This is a genomic window from Spirillospora sp. CA-142024 (assembly GCF_050942325.1).
Classification (GTDB): Bacteria; Actinomycetota; Actinomycetes; order Streptosporangiales; family Streptosporangiaceae; genus Spirillospora.
On the sequence record NZ_CP192077.1, the window covers coordinates 8,371,548 to 8,388,360 of the forward strand.

The following is a 16,813-nucleotide window of genomic DNA, read 5'->3' on the forward strand; positions in this document are numbered from 1 at the left end:
TCCGGCTTCCCAAGCTTTGCGTGCTCTGATCCACTGACGGGGTGAACGCCTCCTTCGCCAGCCTCATCGCGGTTGCCGGAACCCTCCTCGGCTCAGCCCTGACCTACCTGTTCCAGGTCAGGCAAAGCCGCCGAGCCGAAACAAGAGAAATACTTCAGCGCCTACGCCAGGAACGCCTATCGGCCTACACGGAATTCGTCACCGCCGCCGCCGACTACCACCGTTCCGCCTTCACTCATTGGTATCGCAAGAAGGAGAGCCCGGAAGGGCAGGACTTCCAGGACGCGCGCGCCGAAGCCGACCGACTGCAAGCCGCCGTCGACCGGGCCATCACCCAGATCCGGCTACTCTCCGGCGACCAATCGCTGATCGCTGCCGCACAGCAGGTTCGAAGCTCCGCCGAACAGGTCCGAAAGGCCGAGTCCCGAAGCGAACGAGATGCTCAGGGGGACCACTATCAGGCCGCGCTCGACCAGTTCATCCACCACGCCTCCGAGCAGCTGATCCCCCACACTGCACTCGCCCCGAACCAGCAGCTGGAGCCGTAGAGCCGTCAGCCCGACTGCGGCGAACACGCCTCCGATGAACCGCGCAAGCCACTTGTTCCCCACCTCCATGGAGGGACCCTTTTGAGGGCGGCCGGAGTCGGCGGGACGCCATCGGCCCAATCGTTCAAGATCCCGCGATAGTTCGTCACGAGGGGAACACCGATGGCGCGCCGCCTGCGGCCTCTCTCCCCGACAACCTCATCGATCGGGCCGCCTCCTCTCACGATCTTGGATGGGACGGCACCTACGGCGGGTCCGTGCCGAGCATGCCGACCTGCCGCGGGAGCAAGCCCGCGCTGCCGCCTCAGGTCACCGTTCTGGAGGTGGCCGGAGACATCCTTGGCCGTGGACGATGAACAGCACGTTCCCCATAGCGCCGGCCGCCACGGCGGGGCCGGATGCCGACCGATGGAGACGCTCACCGCCTCCGTCCAGGCCTGGGTTCAGGCGATGCGGGAGAACGTCAGGTAGTCGGCGACGGGCCGGTAGCCGAGACGTTGGTAGGTGGCCGGGTTCGCCGGGGTCGTGACGTGCACGACCTCGGTCACACCGGCGGTCAGCAGCGAGCGGGTGACGGCGGCCACCAAGGCGGTCGCGTAGCCGTGCCCCCGGTGCTCGTGGGTGGTGTAGATCGGGTCGAGGCGCACCGCCGAGCCGATCCGGGGCCCGTGCCCGGCGACCGCCACCACGCGGCCACCGGTCTCCCAGAGGTTCAGGTCGCCGGAGGCGAGGCGGCCGGCGACGGCGCCGGGCGTGCCGTGGCCCCGGGTGACGGCCTCGTACCAGCGGTCCAGCAGGTCGTGGTCCGTCGGCGTCGCGGGCCGCGCGAAGCCGTCCGGCGTCGAACACGTCCGGAGCGTCTCCAGCCGATGCAGCCGCGCTCTGTGGCCTACCGGCCTTCCGGGACAAGCCGACGCGAACGCCTCGGCGAGGTCGCTGCGGCCTTCCCACGCGTGAGGCGCGCCGTCCAGGCACCCGGGTAGCGCGGCGGCGGCCTCCAATGGCATGTCGCCGAGAAGGAGCGGGCCGAAGGACGGCCGGACGAACGCGCCGCCGACCGTTCCCTCAGGGCCCGTCCACCAGCCGAACAGTGGCGGCGTCCGCCCGCCGCCGGAGTCCCGGTGGGCCGAAAGGGCGATCAGCACGGGGAGGTTGGTCGCCGCCCGTGCGAGCAGGAACTCCTCCCCCGCGACGAACTCGGCTGGGTCACTTGCCAGAGACCAGCCGGAGGTCAGCGCCACTGCCGCCCCTTGCAGGACGCGGGGGAAGGGACAGATTCCGAACTCGGCCGCCGGCCGCGGATCAGAAGATCGTTTTGTCCAGTGCCAGTCGACACTAGAAGCGGCATCGGCTCGGTCATGGCATCCGTCACCCGCACATGATCTCGCGCCGAACAGGGCCCGCCGCCACACTCCCGTCATCATGGTCGTTGCGGGCCGCAGCGCCCCGCTCCCGCTCATCGAACCCGTGAGTTCTCACGGAGTTGCAGAGTGTGGATGGGCTTGGCGATGTAGCCAGTTCGCCAAGGGCAGGGTTCCGTCCTGGGCGGTGATGACCTGGAGATTCATGCCGTGGCGACGAAGCTTTCCCCAGTAGAGCGGCCGGTCGGCCGCGACCGGCTCGCCCCAGGCCCCGCGAGCCGGAGGACTCATCCGTAGGAAAACCGGCTGTGTTCGACAGCTGCACCCGAGAGGCAGCGCCCGGAGCGGGCACGGTCAGCGTGTCATCGTCGCTTGCCAAATGTTGTCGCAGAATGCGCGATCATACCGGGATGAGGTGGAGCTACTGTCTGCTCGTGATCGGCGGCCTGCTGACGATCACCGCAGTGCCAGCGGTGATCAACCCCTTCCGCTTCATCGGCCTCGGCGACTGGCTCTGGCTCTGGTGTTTGCTGGCGTTCGCCGGGTTCTGCCTGCTTAGCGTCGCGAGCGTGCGGCTGGCGATTGCATGGAGTGGCGTCAGACGCTGGTCGCTGGCGTTCTGTGCCAGTTGCATGGCGCTGGCGGCCCTCGCGGGCATCGCCTGGGGCGGCCTTACCACGATGCTCGTGGATTACTCGAATGAGCAGAGGGTTGCGACCGTTTCCGCCGATGGCCGGTTCGCCATCGTTCTGTACTATGCCGACCGCCGATCAGCTAACTTGACCGATCAACCGGATGGCCTGTACTTGCAAACGACTGAAGGTTTCTTCAGCAAGCGAGAGTATCTTGGCTGCTTGTCTGACAGCGGCGACCACCGGCTTGACTCGGTGCGCTTCGCTGACGCGAACACAATAGTTGTCCGCCAAGAAGGCCAAGAGGGCAAAAGGGAACGGTCAGTGTCCTTCGACCCGGTCAAAGTCCGTGTCGGCTCTCCCATCGGCGACAGTTGCCCACCCGATCTCTACACCGGCTGACAGGGCCGAACCTCCGCCTGCCGTACTGCGGTTGACGCCCTCCTCACCCTGAACCTTGGCGCCGCTCTTCCTCGGCGGCACGCAGCAGGGCGATGATCATCCGACGCTGGTCGGTGCCGATCACAAGCTCGGTGACGTGTTTGCAGGTCAGCCCCAGGTAGCCCTCAAGATCCCAATAGCGCCATGAAGAACCGCAAGCGCGGTCACGGCGTCCGCTGGACGGTGGCCGGCAAGGAATCCTCGAAGTGGTTCACCGAACGGGCGCTGGCCGATAACTACCGGTCCAAGCTCATGCAGGCAGCGAGGAAGGGAGAGGGCTTCGACACGGACACGGGACTCCCCGAGTCCATGGTCCGCGCCCAACTCTCCGTCACGTGGTACGACCTCGCATGCCGGTTCGTAGATCTCAAGTGGCTACAGGACAACTCGTTGCGAGTCGTCACGCTCAACGAGAAAGAGCAGCGGTCCCAACTCATCCGCTCGGCACTCGACACCATCGCACTCAAGATGGACGGCACGCCCGCCGCGGCGAAGACCGTCGCCAGGAAGCGAGCGATCTTCTACGGCGCGCTCAACTACGCCGTAGAACTCGACATCTTGCCGGCGAACCCCATCGACCGCGTGGCCTGGAAAGCTCCGGCCATCGCCGAGGAGGTCAACCGCAACGTCGTGGCCCGGCCTCGCCAGGTTCGGGCACTCCTGGCGGCGATCGAGGACAAGCGGCCCGAAATCACAGCGTTCTACGGCTGCCTGTACTACGCCTACATGCGGCCCGGTGAGGCCAAAGTCCTGCGTAAGGGTGACTGCATCGACCTGCCCGAGGAGGGATGGAGGCAGCTCTTGCTCAGCGGCAACTCGCCCCGTGTCGGGTCGGAGTGGACGGACACCGGGACGAGTCACGAGGAACGGCAGTTGAAGCACCGGGCGAAGAAGATCGCTCGGCCCGTGCCGATCCCGCCGGAACTCGTCCGGCTGCTGCGTCGTCACCTGGCCGAGCATGGGACGGCGCCGGACGGTCGGCTGTTCTCTGGTGGGCGTGGTGGGCCGCTCTCAGAGAGCGTGTACGGGCGCGTCTGGCAGCTCGCCCGCGGCATGGCGCTCACGCCCACACAGGTGGCCTCTCCCTTGGCCGGGCGGCCCTACGACCTCCGCCATAGCGGCGTCACGCTCGCCCTGAACGCCGGCGTCCCGGCGCCCGAGGTCGCCCGCCGCGCTGGGCACGGCGTCGACGTGCTGCTACGGGTCTACGCCGGGTGCATCGACGGCCACGAGCACATGTGGAACGGCCGTATCGAGGACGCTCTCAAGGACGGCGACTGGCTAGGAGTGCGATGCCCGCCAGGACGACCGGAGGGGACCGGCGAGGTCATCGACACCGGTGAGCTGCGCGGGGGCGTTCTGGCCGTCCTGTGCCAGATGGCTCAGTGGCAGCGCTGGTGTTTGGGCGTGAGGTGTTCGGGTTGGGGTCCCCGCTGTGCGGTCCTAGGGCCCTAGGGCCCTGGTTGAGGGTTCGGAGGGTTCTTAGCCTCATTGGCAAGACAGCGGATGTGACATCGGTCAGAAGGCATCCAACAGCGAGGCTCAGATCCCCACCGGAAGGCTGAAGATGTCCAGCAAGCTCCCCCTCAAGGTGCCCGTCGCTCTCAGTGCGCTCGCTTTCGCGAGTGCCGCGCTCCCGGCCGGTCCGGTGCACGCCGATCCGCCGAATGAGGCGATTCCCATCGCTCTCGATCAGGTGGACGACTATGTGAAGTTCACCGAGGACGACAACACGGTGATCTCCGATCACGCCAAGGACCTCATCGACGCCGCGCCGAGCGGGGCGACGATCCGGCTCCCGCTGTACTACTTCAGCCAGAGCAAGATCGTGACCTCTCTCAGCAGGGCGAAGGGGCGGGGCGTCAAGGTCAGGGTCGTCATCAACGGCAGCGAGATCGGCATGCCGCAGTACCAGGAGCTGACGGCGGCGTTCGCCGACTCGCCCGATGCGGTGCGGACGTGCGGGCAGCGGGTCACGGACGGCGCCGGCGGGTTCCCGAAGCAGAGCGGGCGCTACATATCCACTCGCGGATGCGCCGCCAACCGGAAGGTCGGCGACAACTACTCGCGCATGCACAACAAGTTCATGACGATCGACAAGGTCGCGAAGAAGGGGGGAGGCGTCGCGCGGAACGTCGTTTACGTGGCGTCCGCCAATCTGCACGAGTGGACCTCGTACGAAAGTGCCATCACGGTGCGGGACGCCGGGCTGTACAGGTTCTACAGCAGATATTTGGACGACATGTACCGTCTCGCGAACAGGTCGGGGCGGCTCGACAACTACGGATCGAGTCACGTGTACAAGCCGTCCGGCGGGAAGTATCAGGTCTACACGTTCCCTCGGAGGGAGGCCGCCGGGAAAGCGCGCACGAGTGCGTCCAACGATCCGGTCGTGGCGGACGTGAAGGCGGCGAGGTGCTCGCGCAGTGCCAGCGACGACGTCATCAACGTGGCGAACGTCAGGGTCGTCCGGATGGCGGTGGCCAACGCGCTCATCGATGCTGGGAAGCGCGGCTGTACGGTCCGAGTGCTCACCGGGGACATCGCCTATGAGGACGGTGGGGCGGAGCTGATCTACGCGGCGGTCAACAAGCTCGCGTACAGCTCCTACATCGAGGGCGGCGTCAGGTACTGCGGGCCGGTGAACAACATCTCGTGGATGCACGAGAAGTTCATGCAGATCAGTAAGGGCACGTCGTCCGGCCTGTACGTGGGCAGCCACAACCTCACCGTCCAGGCACTGCGCCAGCAGGACGAGAACATCCTCCGCGTGCGGAACGCCACGCTGTACGCGGCCTACACCGGGCGTTTCGACTCGCTCCACACCTACTGCTCGCAGTGGAAGCCGAAGGTGCCTCCTCACACGGGTCCGGGCGACAACGCGGTCGAGGACGTCGACTAGAGGGCGCTCGGACGCCCCGGCCGTGTTCCGTGACTGTTCCGTGAACACCCGGCAATGGCCGGTAGGAGTGGGGAGCTACCGGGAAACAACGAGAACGGCCCCTGACAGCGTTCTAGCTGGTCAGGGGCCGTTCTGCGTGATGGTGGCGGGTGCAGGGTTCGAACCTGCGTAGGCTAAGCCGACGGATTTACAGTCCCACCGCCAAACTCCCCTGACCTGCTCCGACTGTCCTGCTCCCCCGATTCTCGGCACGCATTGGGCACCGCCCCCCTAACGTCGTCTCCGCTGAAGTCTGCAGGCCTTAGCGTCCTGGACCCTCATACGCGGCGAGGGACCTCGCTGAGACACCCGGCTTCCGCGTACAGCCAACGGTAGCGTTGAGTGACACAGCATCGGCCACAACGAGCACGGGGAGACAACATGGCACATGTAAGCGATTTTCTACTAGACGTAGCAAGAAAAGTCGCCAATGATCGTACCGGCGAAATATTTACCGAAGGATTCGAAGAGGCGGCCAATATCTGCATGGACGTTCTATCTAAGAACATTGACGCCTTGCTGGACCAAATCAAGTTGGGTGGCAATTTGTCAAAGCAGGAACAGTTCTTACTGTCGAACCTAATCGAAATAAAGTCCGAAACCGAAAAGAGGCTCAACCAGCCTGCTGGTGCCGCACTTGAGAGAGATCACCATGAGATGGAAGGCGGCATCAGGGACAGCTAGAAACAACTAAGGCCCGACATCAGATCATCGTCCTGGGCTGCGACTTCACAAAGAGAGCGAATGATGTAGATCGAGCCCGCGCTGTCGCCTTGGAATCAAACCGATCCGGGCCGAGGTTATCGCCACCTAGTGACATCCTTGGCACCCGGCCGGTATTGCGCTAAAGGCATTATTATGCTGTCTATCAGACCGGGTGCACCAGGCCAGCGCTCACGTGTTGCTTTTCAATGCTCGCCGTTACACATTGGCTGAGGCCATTGCCGGATTCGACGACTTAGGACCTCGTGGTCGGGTTCAACCAGTACGCCATTTTCCGTGATGGTTACATGCACCGTCCCAGCGCAAGCGGCAGATGCTAGACGTGCAACCGCTTGGCGACCTTCGGGAGACACATTACCGTTCTGACTGAGGTGTCCGAAGCACGCTGGCGTGACTTGCGTACACATAACACGTGCCTTGATTGAAGCCGCTTTTACTACCGCCTTCGACGGATGTCCGTACCTATTGGTTGACCCGGCCGATATGATCACGGTATCCGGCTCGATCTGCGCAAGTAGATGGTCTCGAACCTGTCCATTTTGGTCGCCGGCTAAATCGGCTCCATGGTGCGACCATCTTAGGATATCTGCATGCACTAGGCCATTAGAAAGTAGGCGTCGCCACGTGTCGGCGACAGCGTCACCACCAACGAGAATATTAGCGGCGCCAACGCTAATCTGTACCACGGCACTAGCGATGTTTCGGTTACCGGCCACCACAGCTCGCGTGACCTCGCTATGGCTCGGCGCTAATAGCTTCCAGCTAACACTACCGATATTTTCAGCTGCCCCCTCTTTAGCTTCACTCAATTGGGTTCCGAATCGCTCTAACCCGAGAAAGAGTTTTAGGGTACTCCTTACGCCGACAGAACTTCCATCCGTAGGGAATAGAGTGTCGTGGTTATAAAAGACCCTACGGAGTGGCAGCGTTTCTGCTATCCGGGCCACGCCGCCGTAATGATCTCGATCCCAATGCGTCACAATCGCAGTGTCAACAGATATCCGATTGGCGCGAATGAATTTGATCACCATATTAACGTCTTTTGTATGGCAATCAACGAGTAATGCTCGGCTACTCGCATTATCGACTATCAGCGTGCAGTCACCCTGTCCGATGTCAACGAACCAGGCCTCCGCGATAGCATTCCCGGCTCTTGGGGGAAGAACCGCTCCAGCCATCCCACCACCTACGTCTAAGCTGTTGCTTGCCCTAGGTCGGAAACCCAATCAAAGAAATGTAGTCGGTACTCAGCCGACGTTAGATCTTCCAGGCTTCCGCTCACGTAGAAATCTATCTCGGGTTGGCAAAACCAACCCGAAATGCTGTGGGGTATACCGACCCAACAACCACTCTCAGGTGTGACACCTGAGACCCATATCCGCAGTCCGCGCTCTTCATCCACTTCAAGCACTTGCCCGTAGCTGGGAACATCTTCTTCGTCGAAAGCTTCGAGCTCATCGACGTTACGCTTTTCTGGGTAGCGCACTATTCCTTCCGGCGCTTCGTGGCCGGCAAGGTTTTCGGCGATGCTCTGAAGTACGACCTCAGGTAGTTCGTACACCTCAGCGACTGTTTTCTCTAGGTGCCTTCCAGCTGCCGTGAGCGCGCCGAGATCCTTTTTCCGCGCAGCCTCGATCATTAGCGCGCCCGCCCGGGCTAGCGCCGCTACGGCCCCCTGCGTGTTTGGGAAAGGCAGAGACTTGACTACGTCGGTTCGTATGTTGCGTCCAGGGTTATGCTCATCAATCCAACAAGCGCACATGCCAGAGCCGAGCACAGCCATGCTTGCATAAAGTCGCTGCTCCTCCGAGAGTCCGCCCCAGCCGTGCCAGGCGTCGTTTGGAACGATAATATGAAAGCTTTCCCGGACTGCGATACCGCGTAGGTCGTATCCAACCTTCACTCGCCAAGGATCATCACTGATCCACCGCTTCGCCGTTACCAGCACCTTCTTGCTTAAGACGTGTTTGATTGAACCGGCACTCGTCTTGTCGAAGTCTTCAGGGAACATCACCGGAAGAAGATCGTCGGGATCGGCCTCTCCGAAACCAGGAAGGGCCCTATGCGAACTCAACTCGCGAATAGGCGTTTCGTCGGCGGAACGTTCTGGCCTTCCTGGCTTCTGCGGCCTGCCGTTCCTAATGATCGCAACGCTATCGAATCGAATAAGGTCGGAACGTTTACTTAGGTAACGTGAAACGGGTCCAGCAAGTATGCCTTCCCCAGTTGGACCTAGTTGAACAAGGTAGGCTTGGTCAGGCTGACCGCCGCGCAAGAAGCGGTTGACGCTCGCATGTCTACCCTTCACGTTCTTCACCAGTGAGAACGTCCTGTTGGTCTGGGCGCCCGTCTTCTTCTGGGCCACTATTACTGCCGGGGCGATGGCCGAAGAGGTTTGCTCGAAAGTCTCCGACGGCAGGCGCCATACCTCGATAAGCGAAGCACGGCTCAGCAAGAGTTCGCGGGTACCTTTGCTGGTATCGGAATTCAGCCAACTTAGGGGTAGGACACACGAGAGGATTCCCCCCTCCCTCAGGTTGTCCAGCATCCACGAGATAAAGTCATCGGCTCGTTCTTGGCGCCGCCCTCTTTTTCTAGAATAGCTCCAAGGTGGGTTGCTTACTATAATCGACGGACGGTTCTCGTTAGACAATTGCTTGTCTAGGACGTCTCCTGTATGTACCTGCCAGCTATTACCTATAGGTAGCGCCGTCATGAGCAGCGACAGCTTTGTAATCTCAGTCGCAAAATGGTCTCGGTCGTATCCACGAAGATGGTTCACTAAGTAGTGATGGACCGAGCCGGAATCCAGATTGATTGGCTGGAGTTCCCTCAAGCGTGCCGCTGCGGCAAGAAGCAACGTTCCTGATCCGCAAGCAGGATCCAACACATGTCGCTCGCCGTCCGGAAGATGCTCGACCGGGATTGCCCTAAGGATTTGCCGCGCGAGGGCAGGTGGCGTGTAGAAAGTTCCTTGTTCTCGTCGCGTCGCTTTAGTCGTCAGGACCTGCTCATAGACATCGCTAACTAGGGCGGGCTCAAGAGCTGAGAAGTTGACCCGGTAACTCAGGTCGCGAACAATTTCATCGAATATCTCTTGCTCCTCTGTGCTCAGCTCGCTGAGCCAGTCAAAGTAACCAGAGAAGCGAGCGGCCGCCACGTCAATCAGTGCACCGCCCTGGAGATTAGGCGAAACGATGTCCTTGTCACGCAGCATGAGCGCAGCGAGTGCGCCGATCACCAGTCGAGGAGAGAGCACCTCACGTGAGGGGTCGACGGCGTCACTTACTCTAACGACAACGTTCTCTACGATGTCTGCAAGGAGGCGACGTGATCGATTACGAACGTTGCTCAGCAGGGATATGTCAAGCGGAAAGAGAGTCGTTTGTGCTCCGCTTTCCTTGATCTTACGAACGGATTCAGGGTCGAGGGCGCCAAGCCTGGCAATAATGGAACTTGTATCGCCAATTGGTGCTGCCACTAGTTCATGGGATGCATCAGTGTCATCTGAAACTGCCCACAAGCTCAAGGTGTCTGGGAGCGCTACTAGTGCGACGGGAGCGGCGAGAGCTACTGCGTTTGGGAGGGTACGTTGGTGTATCTCATCTATGCTTTCCACAATTTCGGCAACGATGGCTGCGGTTGACATATCCTGCTGATCAGCACGTGTAAATGCAACGATGTCAGCTGGCGATACACCAAGTTCTGGCGACCAGACCCGAAAGTTTTCTGACAGGAGGGCGCTGCTGTACCCACAACGCTCCAGGGTCTCTCGTAGAGTGGCCCTGCGCTGTTGCCGGGTCATGGTCGCCACACCATCACCATCCCTCAACTCTCGGGTGCCTGACTAGCCCTAGGAGCTTGTTTCTGTCCCTGATGACCTCTTATGGCAGCCCTTGAACTTACAGAGACCACGCTCCAAGTGCGGTTGCGACGCGCCGACGAGGGCGTCTTGGCTCGTTGGTTGCCCATCGCGCAATGGCGCGTTGCGGTGGTCGGACCGAATCACCATGTTGTTCGCGGCCTTGTCGCTCGCCGCACTGGTCGGTGGTGTGCTCGGAAGGCTGTGCCGCATGGATGAGGGCTGGTGCCATGGGCCGGGCTGGCCGGGGCGGGCCGGCCCGGAGAGGCCGCATGCCTGGCCCGGACCGACTGGCGGCGGCCGCGGAGCGGGCGCCCTTGAACCGGCAACGGAAAGTCCTCGTATGGCCAGGCGTGCGCTGCACTGACCTGGAAAGTTAAGGGCGATCACAACGCTCCTGCTCCAGGTGGCACGGAATCCCTCTGACGTCAAGGGAACCCTGCCGGCCAGCTCCCCCGTGCGGCGTCTACGGGCCTCAGTCCTCAGTTCCTGCCTGGGGTTCTTCCTCGGCGTCGTCCTGGGGTGGCTCGGCTACGAATGTGCCCTTGCCATGGACGGTGAGTATCAGGCCGCGGTCGCGAAGTTCCTGCGTTCCGCGCCGTACCGTCATGTACGCGATGCCGTATTCGTCCGCAAGCTCGCGTTCGGCCGGCAGTCGAGATCCAGGCGAGAGGTCGCCAGCAGCGATCCGCGCCGCGATGTGGTCAGCAAACGCCATGTAGACGAGTTGCGGCCCCTGCGGATCGAACTCCGGAACCTCTGAACGATCACCCACACGACCAACGTAGAGCCCCGTTGACCTGCATAAAGGCACTGAGAGCTATGCATAGCTCTATATAGCACGTACACTTCCTTGGCCACCTGTCCGCCAAGTTCGCCCCGCTCCGGCGCCACTGGCCTTGAGGAGAGCCGACGCATGCAGCCAGCCAAGCCCGTACCTGCGATCAGCGGTTGGGCGGTCATGCTCGAAGATCGGACGTACGTCGCGACCAGGACTGAGGGCCTCACCGACTACCAGCGCCAATGGGGCGCGGTATCTGAGGTCGAGGCACGGACTGACGTAGAGCTTTGGGTCCTGTGTGATGCACAGCAACGGTTGGCCGAGCGGCTCGCCCTGGCGGAGGCCGCCCGACCGAGGATCGCTCCACACCCCAAGGTCATCGCACGCAGGGCTAGCCAAGGTGAGCCGTCATGGCTGGCGACCGCGCAGCGCGACTCCCTCGTCAGCGGCGCGGACGAGGCGACGTGCTCATGAACGGCGGACCCCTTGCATCGGGGACCGACGGCCAATCGGCCGGCGAGCGTTCCGGGCGCTCCCTGGGACTTGACGATCTCCTCAGTGGACTGGATCCCGAGGATTCACGTTCGCCGTCGAAGCAGATCGCGGCGCAGCTCCGATCGGCAATCCTTGCTGGTCACTTGAAGCCAGGCACAAGGCTTCCCTCTCAGCAACAGCTCTCCACGAAATACGGCGTCGCACGGGAAACCGTCAAAGCCGCCTTACGGCAACTTGTCGCCGAGGATCTCATAAATGGCCGTCAAGGGAGCAGATCCGTTGTTCAGCTGAGATCTCCCTCGCCCTCGCCGCCTACTCCTTCAAACACATTCACAAGGATTCTGGCCAGGGTTAGCGACGCTCACGAAGAAGCGATGTCGGCAATCCGCTCGACTCCGGACTTGCGACAAGCATTCGACTACGCCACGCAACTGATTGCCAGGTCGATCGAGATGACAGAAGCAGCAAACGATCTGCGAACTCAGACGGCGATCAAAGTTGCGCAGGATGCGCAGCACGGTTACCACACTGTGCGCGCCCCGGAAACTCAACAAGAAGGTTAGGAGCATCTACACCCCTGTAATCCGAATCCGAACGGTACGACGAAGACGAGAGGCGACATGAAGCGAAGGCAAGTACTTTCCGGGATCGCGCTCGCTGGGCTGGCGCCCGTCGTAAATGGAGGAGAGAAGATAATGCACTTTCAGGGTGCAGCCCTGGCACGCAACGGACTCGAAATTTCCGACTTCGAAACTCGCATCTTTCAGGACTGGTCACGCGCCGCTGCACAACCTCAGTCGACGCGTGCGCTTCTAGGTGAGGTGCACGCTGACTTTCTCGTCACCCGGTCCCTTACCAACCGTGCCAACGGACGGACTCGGCAACGCGCGGGGTATCGAGTCATGGCGTGGCAAGGGGTACTTCTCACGACACTCCACACTAGGCTGGCAGAGATCCAGCAGGCGCGCCAATCGGCGTCCGTCGCACGAGAATTCGGCTACCAGTGCGGCGACCGTGCAGCAGTGGCCAGTGCCTACGATCGCGAATCGATCGCCGAAATTTGGTATGGAACGCCGGAACTCGGATCACGGGCAGCGGTACGCGGCGTCAAAGTAATCGAGGGCGAAGCGGGGACCCGGCGCGGGAAGCTCATTCTGGCTGGGCTGCACTCGCAAGCCATGGTGCACTACTCGCGATTGCCGGAGCATGCCGGCCTCTCCGACGAGTATGAACGCCAGGTACGCGACTGGCAGCAGTGCCTGCCAGAGATACGGAAGCCCAACGCTTTCGAGCTCACTCCATCGCAGATGTACAACTCACTCGCAGTCGCCCATGCCTTTCGTCGGCAGCCGAGCGCGAGCGAATTCTTCGCCGCCGGATTCCAGGCGACTGCGTACGAGGCCAAAGAGCGCATGAGATTCCGCAAGCTCTTGCGACTCAATCAGGCATGGTCCGAGGCGCCCCACAACCCGGGGAGGGCGCTCGAAATGGCCGCTGACGTGATGCAGTCGTTCGCCAGAGAGAAGACGCCCGTAGACCCGATCTACCGGCATCGCGCCGCGCGCACTATCCACGCGCTTCCGAAGTCCGTCCCTACGGAGTGGACTGCCGAACTGCGGACCCTCATCGGCAACCCGCGCTTGTAGTGCGAACGCCGTTGCGATGGGTGCACCGATGGTTGTCTGTAGGCACTGCGCGGAGCCTCTCCGCCAGTCCTCCTATGCGCGTCTGACCTTTTGGACTCACGAGGACGGCAACGTCGCCTGTCACTGGGGACCACGGACTATGAGCCTGTACGGGACGAACGCAGAACCGACGCGGGTTTCGCAGCCTCCGAGGTCCCCGGGGTCATCAAAGAGCGCCGGCCACGCGGCAGACCTCGTCCAGGAGGACGAGGTCTAGCCACATCGGCGCTGCCTTGCCGGCCCCCACTAGACACGGGCGGCGTCGGCGACGAAGAGCCAGGCATGGACTCGATCCGTATCGACTCCGACCAGGCGCGCCAGCTCCGCGGCCCGGTCCCGTAGGGGGGCATCACTGGCGGTCTTCCACGCGGCCACGGCCACGTCGTAACACACATCGCCATTGATGCCGCGAGGGTCAATCAACATGAGCTGCTCGTCAGGCCCGAGGAGGATGTTTCGCGAGGAAGCGTCACCATGGCAAACCATGCCAGAGACGTCGGATCCCAGATCTTCAAGGATCGCGGTCGCCCGTCGACGCTCGCTGCGAGGAGCCTGGGAACGGCCTGGCGCGAGGTCGCTCAAGCTCTCGTCATCGAGACGGGAACGCAACCAGTCGACAAGGCTTGGAAGGCTGTCATTCTCCGACTTCTGATCTCGCATCTTCCGAAACACCGACGCCAGGCGATCCAGCGAGACGGCCTTACCCTTCAAAGGGGCACCTGGGAGGACACGGCTCGCTACAGTCCATATACTCACTGGCGTTTGAAGGACTTCGTATATGTGTGGTCCTACGCCTATACGTGATAGCGACCGTGAAACCTCGGCCTGATCCATTCCATGCGGATCGGGTGTGGATTTGAGAACCAACGGCCCGCAGGCTGTTTCAGCTTCGACAACAAACCCGTACCGAGCGTTGAAGGTCCGTACATAGCGGCCCTCGTATCGTTGGCAGATCTGTGCTAGTTCGTCGGGAGCGGTGTCTAGCCAAGCCGAGGCCAGTTCGGGCCAGCGCTTTGAGACGGCTTCAACGACTTCGGCAGGGATCCGCGGCTCACTCGTCGCCATCCTAACTATCCCTTTACCTGAGTCGCGATATCGGCCACAAGTTCCATGCTTTGAACGACGAAGTCAGCTCCGGCGTCGGACAGCTCCGAGATTCGTGTCTTGCGTTTGGCGTAACCGACACAGCGAGCACCCGCTTTTTTGGCGGCCAGCATGTCAGTTGGGGAATCGCCGATTAGTACGCAGGCGTTTGCCGACTGCCCTGCTATCGCGGCCCCTTTGAGTACGAGATGCGAATCGGGCTTCATCAGGTCAGGGCGCCCTTGGATGCGCGAGGAGATCCCGGTGATGGAAGCCGCAAGGGCGAGGCGGTCGAGGTAGACAGCTACGGCCTCAGTGGAGTTGTTGGTAACGATGACCACGGGGCGGCCTAGTGCCCCCGACGAGCGGATTAGTTCCGCAGCACCCGAGGTGGGCTCCGCTAGACGTGCAGCCTCTATCTCCGAGTCGGTCTGAATCCGTTCGACTTCTGATAGGAGGTGGGGTGCTGTATCCCCGGTCCACCTGAGAAGGACCAGCGGGTCGCCCACCGCCATCATCGGTTCCGGCACGTACGCCGACCGCTCAAGCAGAAAAGAGCGGATCTTGTCGGCGATCCCGGGAGCCGGAACGGCAGAGAACAACCGACAGACAGGACCGTCGAAGTCAAGCAGTATGGCTCTGGACGTTTGAATGAGCGCGCTTAGCGAGGTCACGGCGCGTACTCACGGGAGATCGTCTCCCATAGCGAATCGAACCATTCTTGCGCCTCCTTAACGAACTGAGGCGCGTTCGATGTTTCGTCATCACTGACAGAGAAGTGAAATAGAGTCGAATCCTTGCCGAGAAGATCGAAGATCTTCTCTTGATCGCCGTTCAAGCGAATCGTGTGCGACTTCACGGGATAGAACCCGTAAAAGATCTCCTCCGAGTTGAGGATGTACAGCTTGAAGGAGGGGGTCAGTTCGTGAACGCGCACTTCGGCCGTAGCTGATTTGATGAGACCCATGTCTGCGAGTTCGTGAACGGCGTCCGCGATCCCATCGACGGCGCGCCTCGTGATGCGTTCCGCTCGTTCCTTGATTGCCTCCTCGGCTGTCTCCGTCCCCACCCTGCGCGGCAAGGCCATGGGGGCGGCCGTGTCGCACATCATGATTCGGATCTTTAGAGACTCCGGCCTAAGGCGACCGGCACGAACCTTGTCGAGAACCTCAATCAGGGTGTTGTGAAGGGTCTCGCCGGAGAATCCAGCGAAGTCGATCGAGACATGCGGACGCTCGAAGGCCGCTTCGATGTGCGGCCGTAGCCCGATCGGCCGCTCGGTCTGGGCACGTACGAACGAGCCGCTCCCCTGCCGGCTGACGATCAGGCGCTCGGCTTGCAACGTCCTCAGCGCAACCTTGATCGTCTCGCGTGCGACCCCGTACCGGGTAGCCAGGTCTGGCTGCGATGGAAGCTTCTCTCCCGGCTTGAGCTTGCTAGTCAGGATCGCCGCGCGGAGCTTGTTCGCGATCTGCTGTGAAGGCGTGCGCGGGTCGTCGGGGTCCAGGTCACCGAGGTATTCGCTGTCTGCGCTCATGCCCGCCAGCCTACGGGCTGACTAGCCAAGCCAGAAAAATCCTGCCCGAACCTGTTGACATGACTAGCCAAGTTGGCCATGATCCTGTCTCAGAAGCCTGACTAGCCAAGTTAGTCAGGAACTCTCTTCGGGAGGCCCGACGTGTTCCCTCAGCCCAAGAAGTACGGCCGGTACATCGCCCTCGCCGTCTTCGCCCTCTTCGCCTACAAGAACCCCGAGGCCGCCGCACACCTGGTCCAGCAGGCGGGCGCGATCTTGATGCGGATCACCGACCAGCTCGGGAAGTTCGCCGCCGCCTTCCAGTCCTAGGCCCAGCGGTCCCGGCCACAGCCACCAAGCACGGACCGGGACGGCGCCCCTACCGATCACGACGGATGCAGAGGAATGTCATGACCGTTCACCCGTCCAAGCTCTCGTTCACGTCCCGCGAGACTCTCGGCTTCACGGAGGCGCCGTGCCTCTATGACCCGGAGTTGCACACCGGTCCGGCAGACTCCGGCGAGTCCCCGGAGGAGAAGGACGCTCGGCTCCTGGTCGCCGCAGAAGTCTGCCTCTCTTGCCCTCTGCTCGGCCGCTGTCTGGACCGGGCCGTTGCGGGCACGCCGGACCCTGGCGTCTGGGCAACCTTCGACGCCGAGACGCTCAAAACGCTGTTCACCGAACGCGACACGACCACCGCCCCGCAGGCGGAGGCTGCGTGATGAACAGCGATCTCCAAACGCTC

Annotated in this window: 16 protein-coding genes; 9 read left to right on the forward strand and 7 right to left on the reverse strand. The window is 62.0% G+C overall.

Features of this window, described 5'->3' with window-relative positions; genetic code table 11:
• The first annotated feature begins 41 nt into the window (after positions 1-41).
• A complete protein-coding gene (locus tag ACQPZP_RS39560) occupies positions 42-548 on the forward strand; it encodes a hypothetical protein (protein ID WP_433474743.1) in 507 nt (168 codons plus the stop codon).
• Between the two features lie 443 nt (positions 549-991).
• Here ACQPZP_RS39560 and ACQPZP_RS39565 read toward each other — a convergent pair whose 3' ends face one another.
• Complete coding sequence (locus ACQPZP_RS39565; protein WP_433474744.1) at positions 992-1,789, reverse strand: GNAT family N-acetyltransferase; 798 nt, start codon at positions 1,787-1,789, stop codon at positions 992-994.
• 554 nt (positions 1,790-2,343) lie between these two features.
• On the opposite strand from ACQPZP_RS39565, the gene ACQPZP_RS39570 reads away from it, so the two are divergent.
• From ACQPZP_RS39570 to ACQPZP_RS39585, 4 genes are all read left to right on the forward strand, one after another.
• Entirely contained in the window at positions 2,344-2,943 is a 600-nt protein-coding gene (locus ACQPZP_RS39570; protein WP_433474745.1) for a hypothetical protein, read from the forward strand.
• Positions 2,944-3,126: 183 nt separating this feature from the next.
• Complete coding sequence (locus ACQPZP_RS39575; RefSeq protein ID WP_433474746.1) at positions 3,127-4,437, forward strand: tyrosine-type recombinase/integrase; 1,311 nt, start codon at positions 3,127-3,129, stop codon at positions 4,435-4,437.
• A gap of 112 nt (positions 4,438-4,549) precedes the next feature.
• Positions 4,550-5,884 (forward strand): phospholipase D-like domain-containing protein, encoded by a 1,335-nt coding sequence (locus ACQPZP_RS39580; protein ID WP_433474747.1) that lies wholly within the window; start codon positions 4,550-4,552, stop codon positions 5,882-5,884.
• 420 nt (positions 5,885-6,304) lie between these two features.
• Positions 6,305-6,607 carry a hypothetical protein gene (locus ACQPZP_RS39585; RefSeq protein ID WP_433474748.1) on the forward strand — a complete coding sequence of 101 codons (303 nt, stop codon included), beginning with the start codon at positions 6,305-6,307 and terminating at the stop codon, positions 6,605-6,607.
• 224 nt (positions 6,608-6,831) lie between these two features.
• On the opposite strand, the gene ACQPZP_RS39590 is transcribed toward ACQPZP_RS39585, so the two are convergent.
• The 3 genes from ACQPZP_RS39590 to ACQPZP_RS39600 all read right to left on the reverse strand — a co-directional run bounded on the left by ACQPZP_RS39590 (position 6,832) and on the right by ACQPZP_RS39600 (position 11,283).
• A complete protein-coding gene (locus ACQPZP_RS39590) occupies positions 6,832-7,824 on the reverse strand; it encodes a ComEC/Rec2 family competence protein (protein ID WP_433474749.1) in 993 nt (330 codons plus the stop codon).
• Between the two features lie 14 nt (positions 7,825-7,838).
• Positions 7,839-10,451, reverse strand: coding sequence for an N-6 DNA methylase (locus ACQPZP_RS39595; RefSeq protein ID WP_433479751.1), 2,613 nt, complete (start codon positions 10,449-10,451; stop codon positions 7,839-7,841).
• A 532-nt stretch (positions 10,452-10,983) separates the two neighbouring features.
• On the reverse strand, positions 10,984-11,283 hold the full coding sequence (locus tag ACQPZP_RS39600; RefSeq protein ID WP_433474750.1) for a GntR family transcriptional regulator: 300 nt from the start codon (positions 11,281-11,283) through the stop codon (positions 10,984-10,986).
• A gap of 416 nt (positions 11,284-11,699) precedes the next feature.
• On the opposite strand from ACQPZP_RS39600, the gene ACQPZP_RS39605 reads away from it, so the two are divergent.
• Positions 11,700-12,347 (forward strand): GntR family transcriptional regulator, encoded by a 648-nt coding sequence (locus tag ACQPZP_RS39605; RefSeq protein ID WP_433474751.1) that lies wholly within the window; start codon positions 11,700-11,702, stop codon positions 12,345-12,347.
• A 459-nt stretch (positions 12,348-12,806) separates the two neighbouring features.
• Positions 12,807-13,430, forward strand: coding sequence for a hypothetical protein (locus tag ACQPZP_RS39610; protein WP_433474752.1), 624 nt, complete (start codon positions 12,807-12,809; stop codon positions 13,428-13,430).
• A 285-nt stretch (positions 13,431-13,715) separates the two neighbouring features.
• Here the strand turns inward: ACQPZP_RS39610 and ACQPZP_RS39615 are convergent, their stop codons facing one another.
• From ACQPZP_RS39615 to ACQPZP_RS39625, 3 genes are all read right to left on the reverse strand, one after another.
• Positions 13,716-14,180, reverse strand: a complete 465-nt coding sequence (locus ACQPZP_RS39615; protein WP_433474753.1) for a phosphotransferase — start codon at positions 14,178-14,180, stop codon at positions 13,716-13,718.
• 359 nt (positions 14,181-14,539) lie between these two features.
• Entirely contained in the window at positions 14,540-15,226 is a 687-nt protein-coding gene (locus tag ACQPZP_RS39620) for an HAD family hydrolase (protein ID WP_433474754.1), read from the reverse strand.
• The gene (locus ACQPZP_RS39625) at positions 15,223-16,089 is read right to left on the reverse strand and encodes a winged helix-turn-helix domain-containing protein (protein WP_433474755.1); all 867 of its coding nucleotides are present in this window, start codon (positions 16,087-16,089) and stop codon (positions 15,223-15,225) included. The genes ACQPZP_RS39620 and ACQPZP_RS39625 overlap by 4 nt, the downstream gene beginning before the upstream one ends.
• A 141-nt stretch (positions 16,090-16,230) precedes the next feature.
• Here ACQPZP_RS39625 and ACQPZP_RS39630 point away from each other — a divergent pair, with 141 nt between their 5' ends.
• Both ACQPZP_RS39630 and ACQPZP_RS39635 read left to right on the forward strand, forming a co-directional pair.
• The gene (locus tag ACQPZP_RS39630; RefSeq protein ID WP_433474756.1) at positions 16,231-16,398 is read left to right on the forward strand and encodes a hypothetical protein; all 168 of its coding nucleotides are present in this window, start codon (positions 16,231-16,233) and stop codon (positions 16,396-16,398) included.
• Between the two features lie 80 nt (positions 16,399-16,478).
• Positions 16,479-16,790: a WhiB family transcriptional regulator gene (locus ACQPZP_RS39635; protein WP_433474757.1), complete on the forward strand. Its 312-nt coding sequence runs from the start codon at positions 16,479-16,481 to the stop codon at positions 16,788-16,790.
• Positions 16,791-16,813 lie beyond the last annotated feature (23 nt).

Excerpts from the sequence above, each read along its gene's own strand:
- ACQPZP_RS39575 (WP_433474746.1), top strand. The coding sequence starts at position 3,127 with ATGAAGAACCGCAAGCGCGGTCACGGCGTCCGCTGGACGGTGGCCGGC.
- ACQPZP_RS39580 (WP_433474747.1), top strand. The coding sequence starts at position 4,550 with ATGTCCAGCAAGCTCCCCCTCAAGGTGCCCGTCGCTCTCAGTGCGCTC.
- ACQPZP_RS39585 (WP_433474748.1), top strand. The coding sequence starts at position 6,305 with ATGGCACATGTAAGCGATTTTCTACTAGACGTAGCAAGAAAAGTCGCC.
- ACQPZP_RS39590 (WP_433474749.1), bottom strand. The coding sequence starts at position 7,824 with ATGGCTGGAGCGGTTCTTCCCCCAAGAGCCGGGAATGCTATCGCGGAG.
- ACQPZP_RS39595 (WP_433479751.1), bottom strand. The coding sequence starts at position 10,451 with ATGACCCGGCAACAGCGCAGGGCCACTCTACGAGAGACCCTGGAGCGT.
- ACQPZP_RS39605 (WP_433474751.1), top strand. The coding sequence starts at position 11,700 with ATGGCTGGCGACCGCGCAGCGCGACTCCCTCGTCAGCGGCGCGGACGA.
- ACQPZP_RS39625 (WP_433474755.1), bottom strand. The coding sequence starts at position 16,089 with ATGAGCGCAGACAGCGAATACCTCGGTGACCTGGACCCCGACGACCCG.
- ACQPZP_RS39635 (WP_433474757.1), top strand. The coding sequence starts at position 16,479 with ATGACCGTTCACCCGTCCAAGCTCTCGTTCACGTCCCGCGAGACTCTC.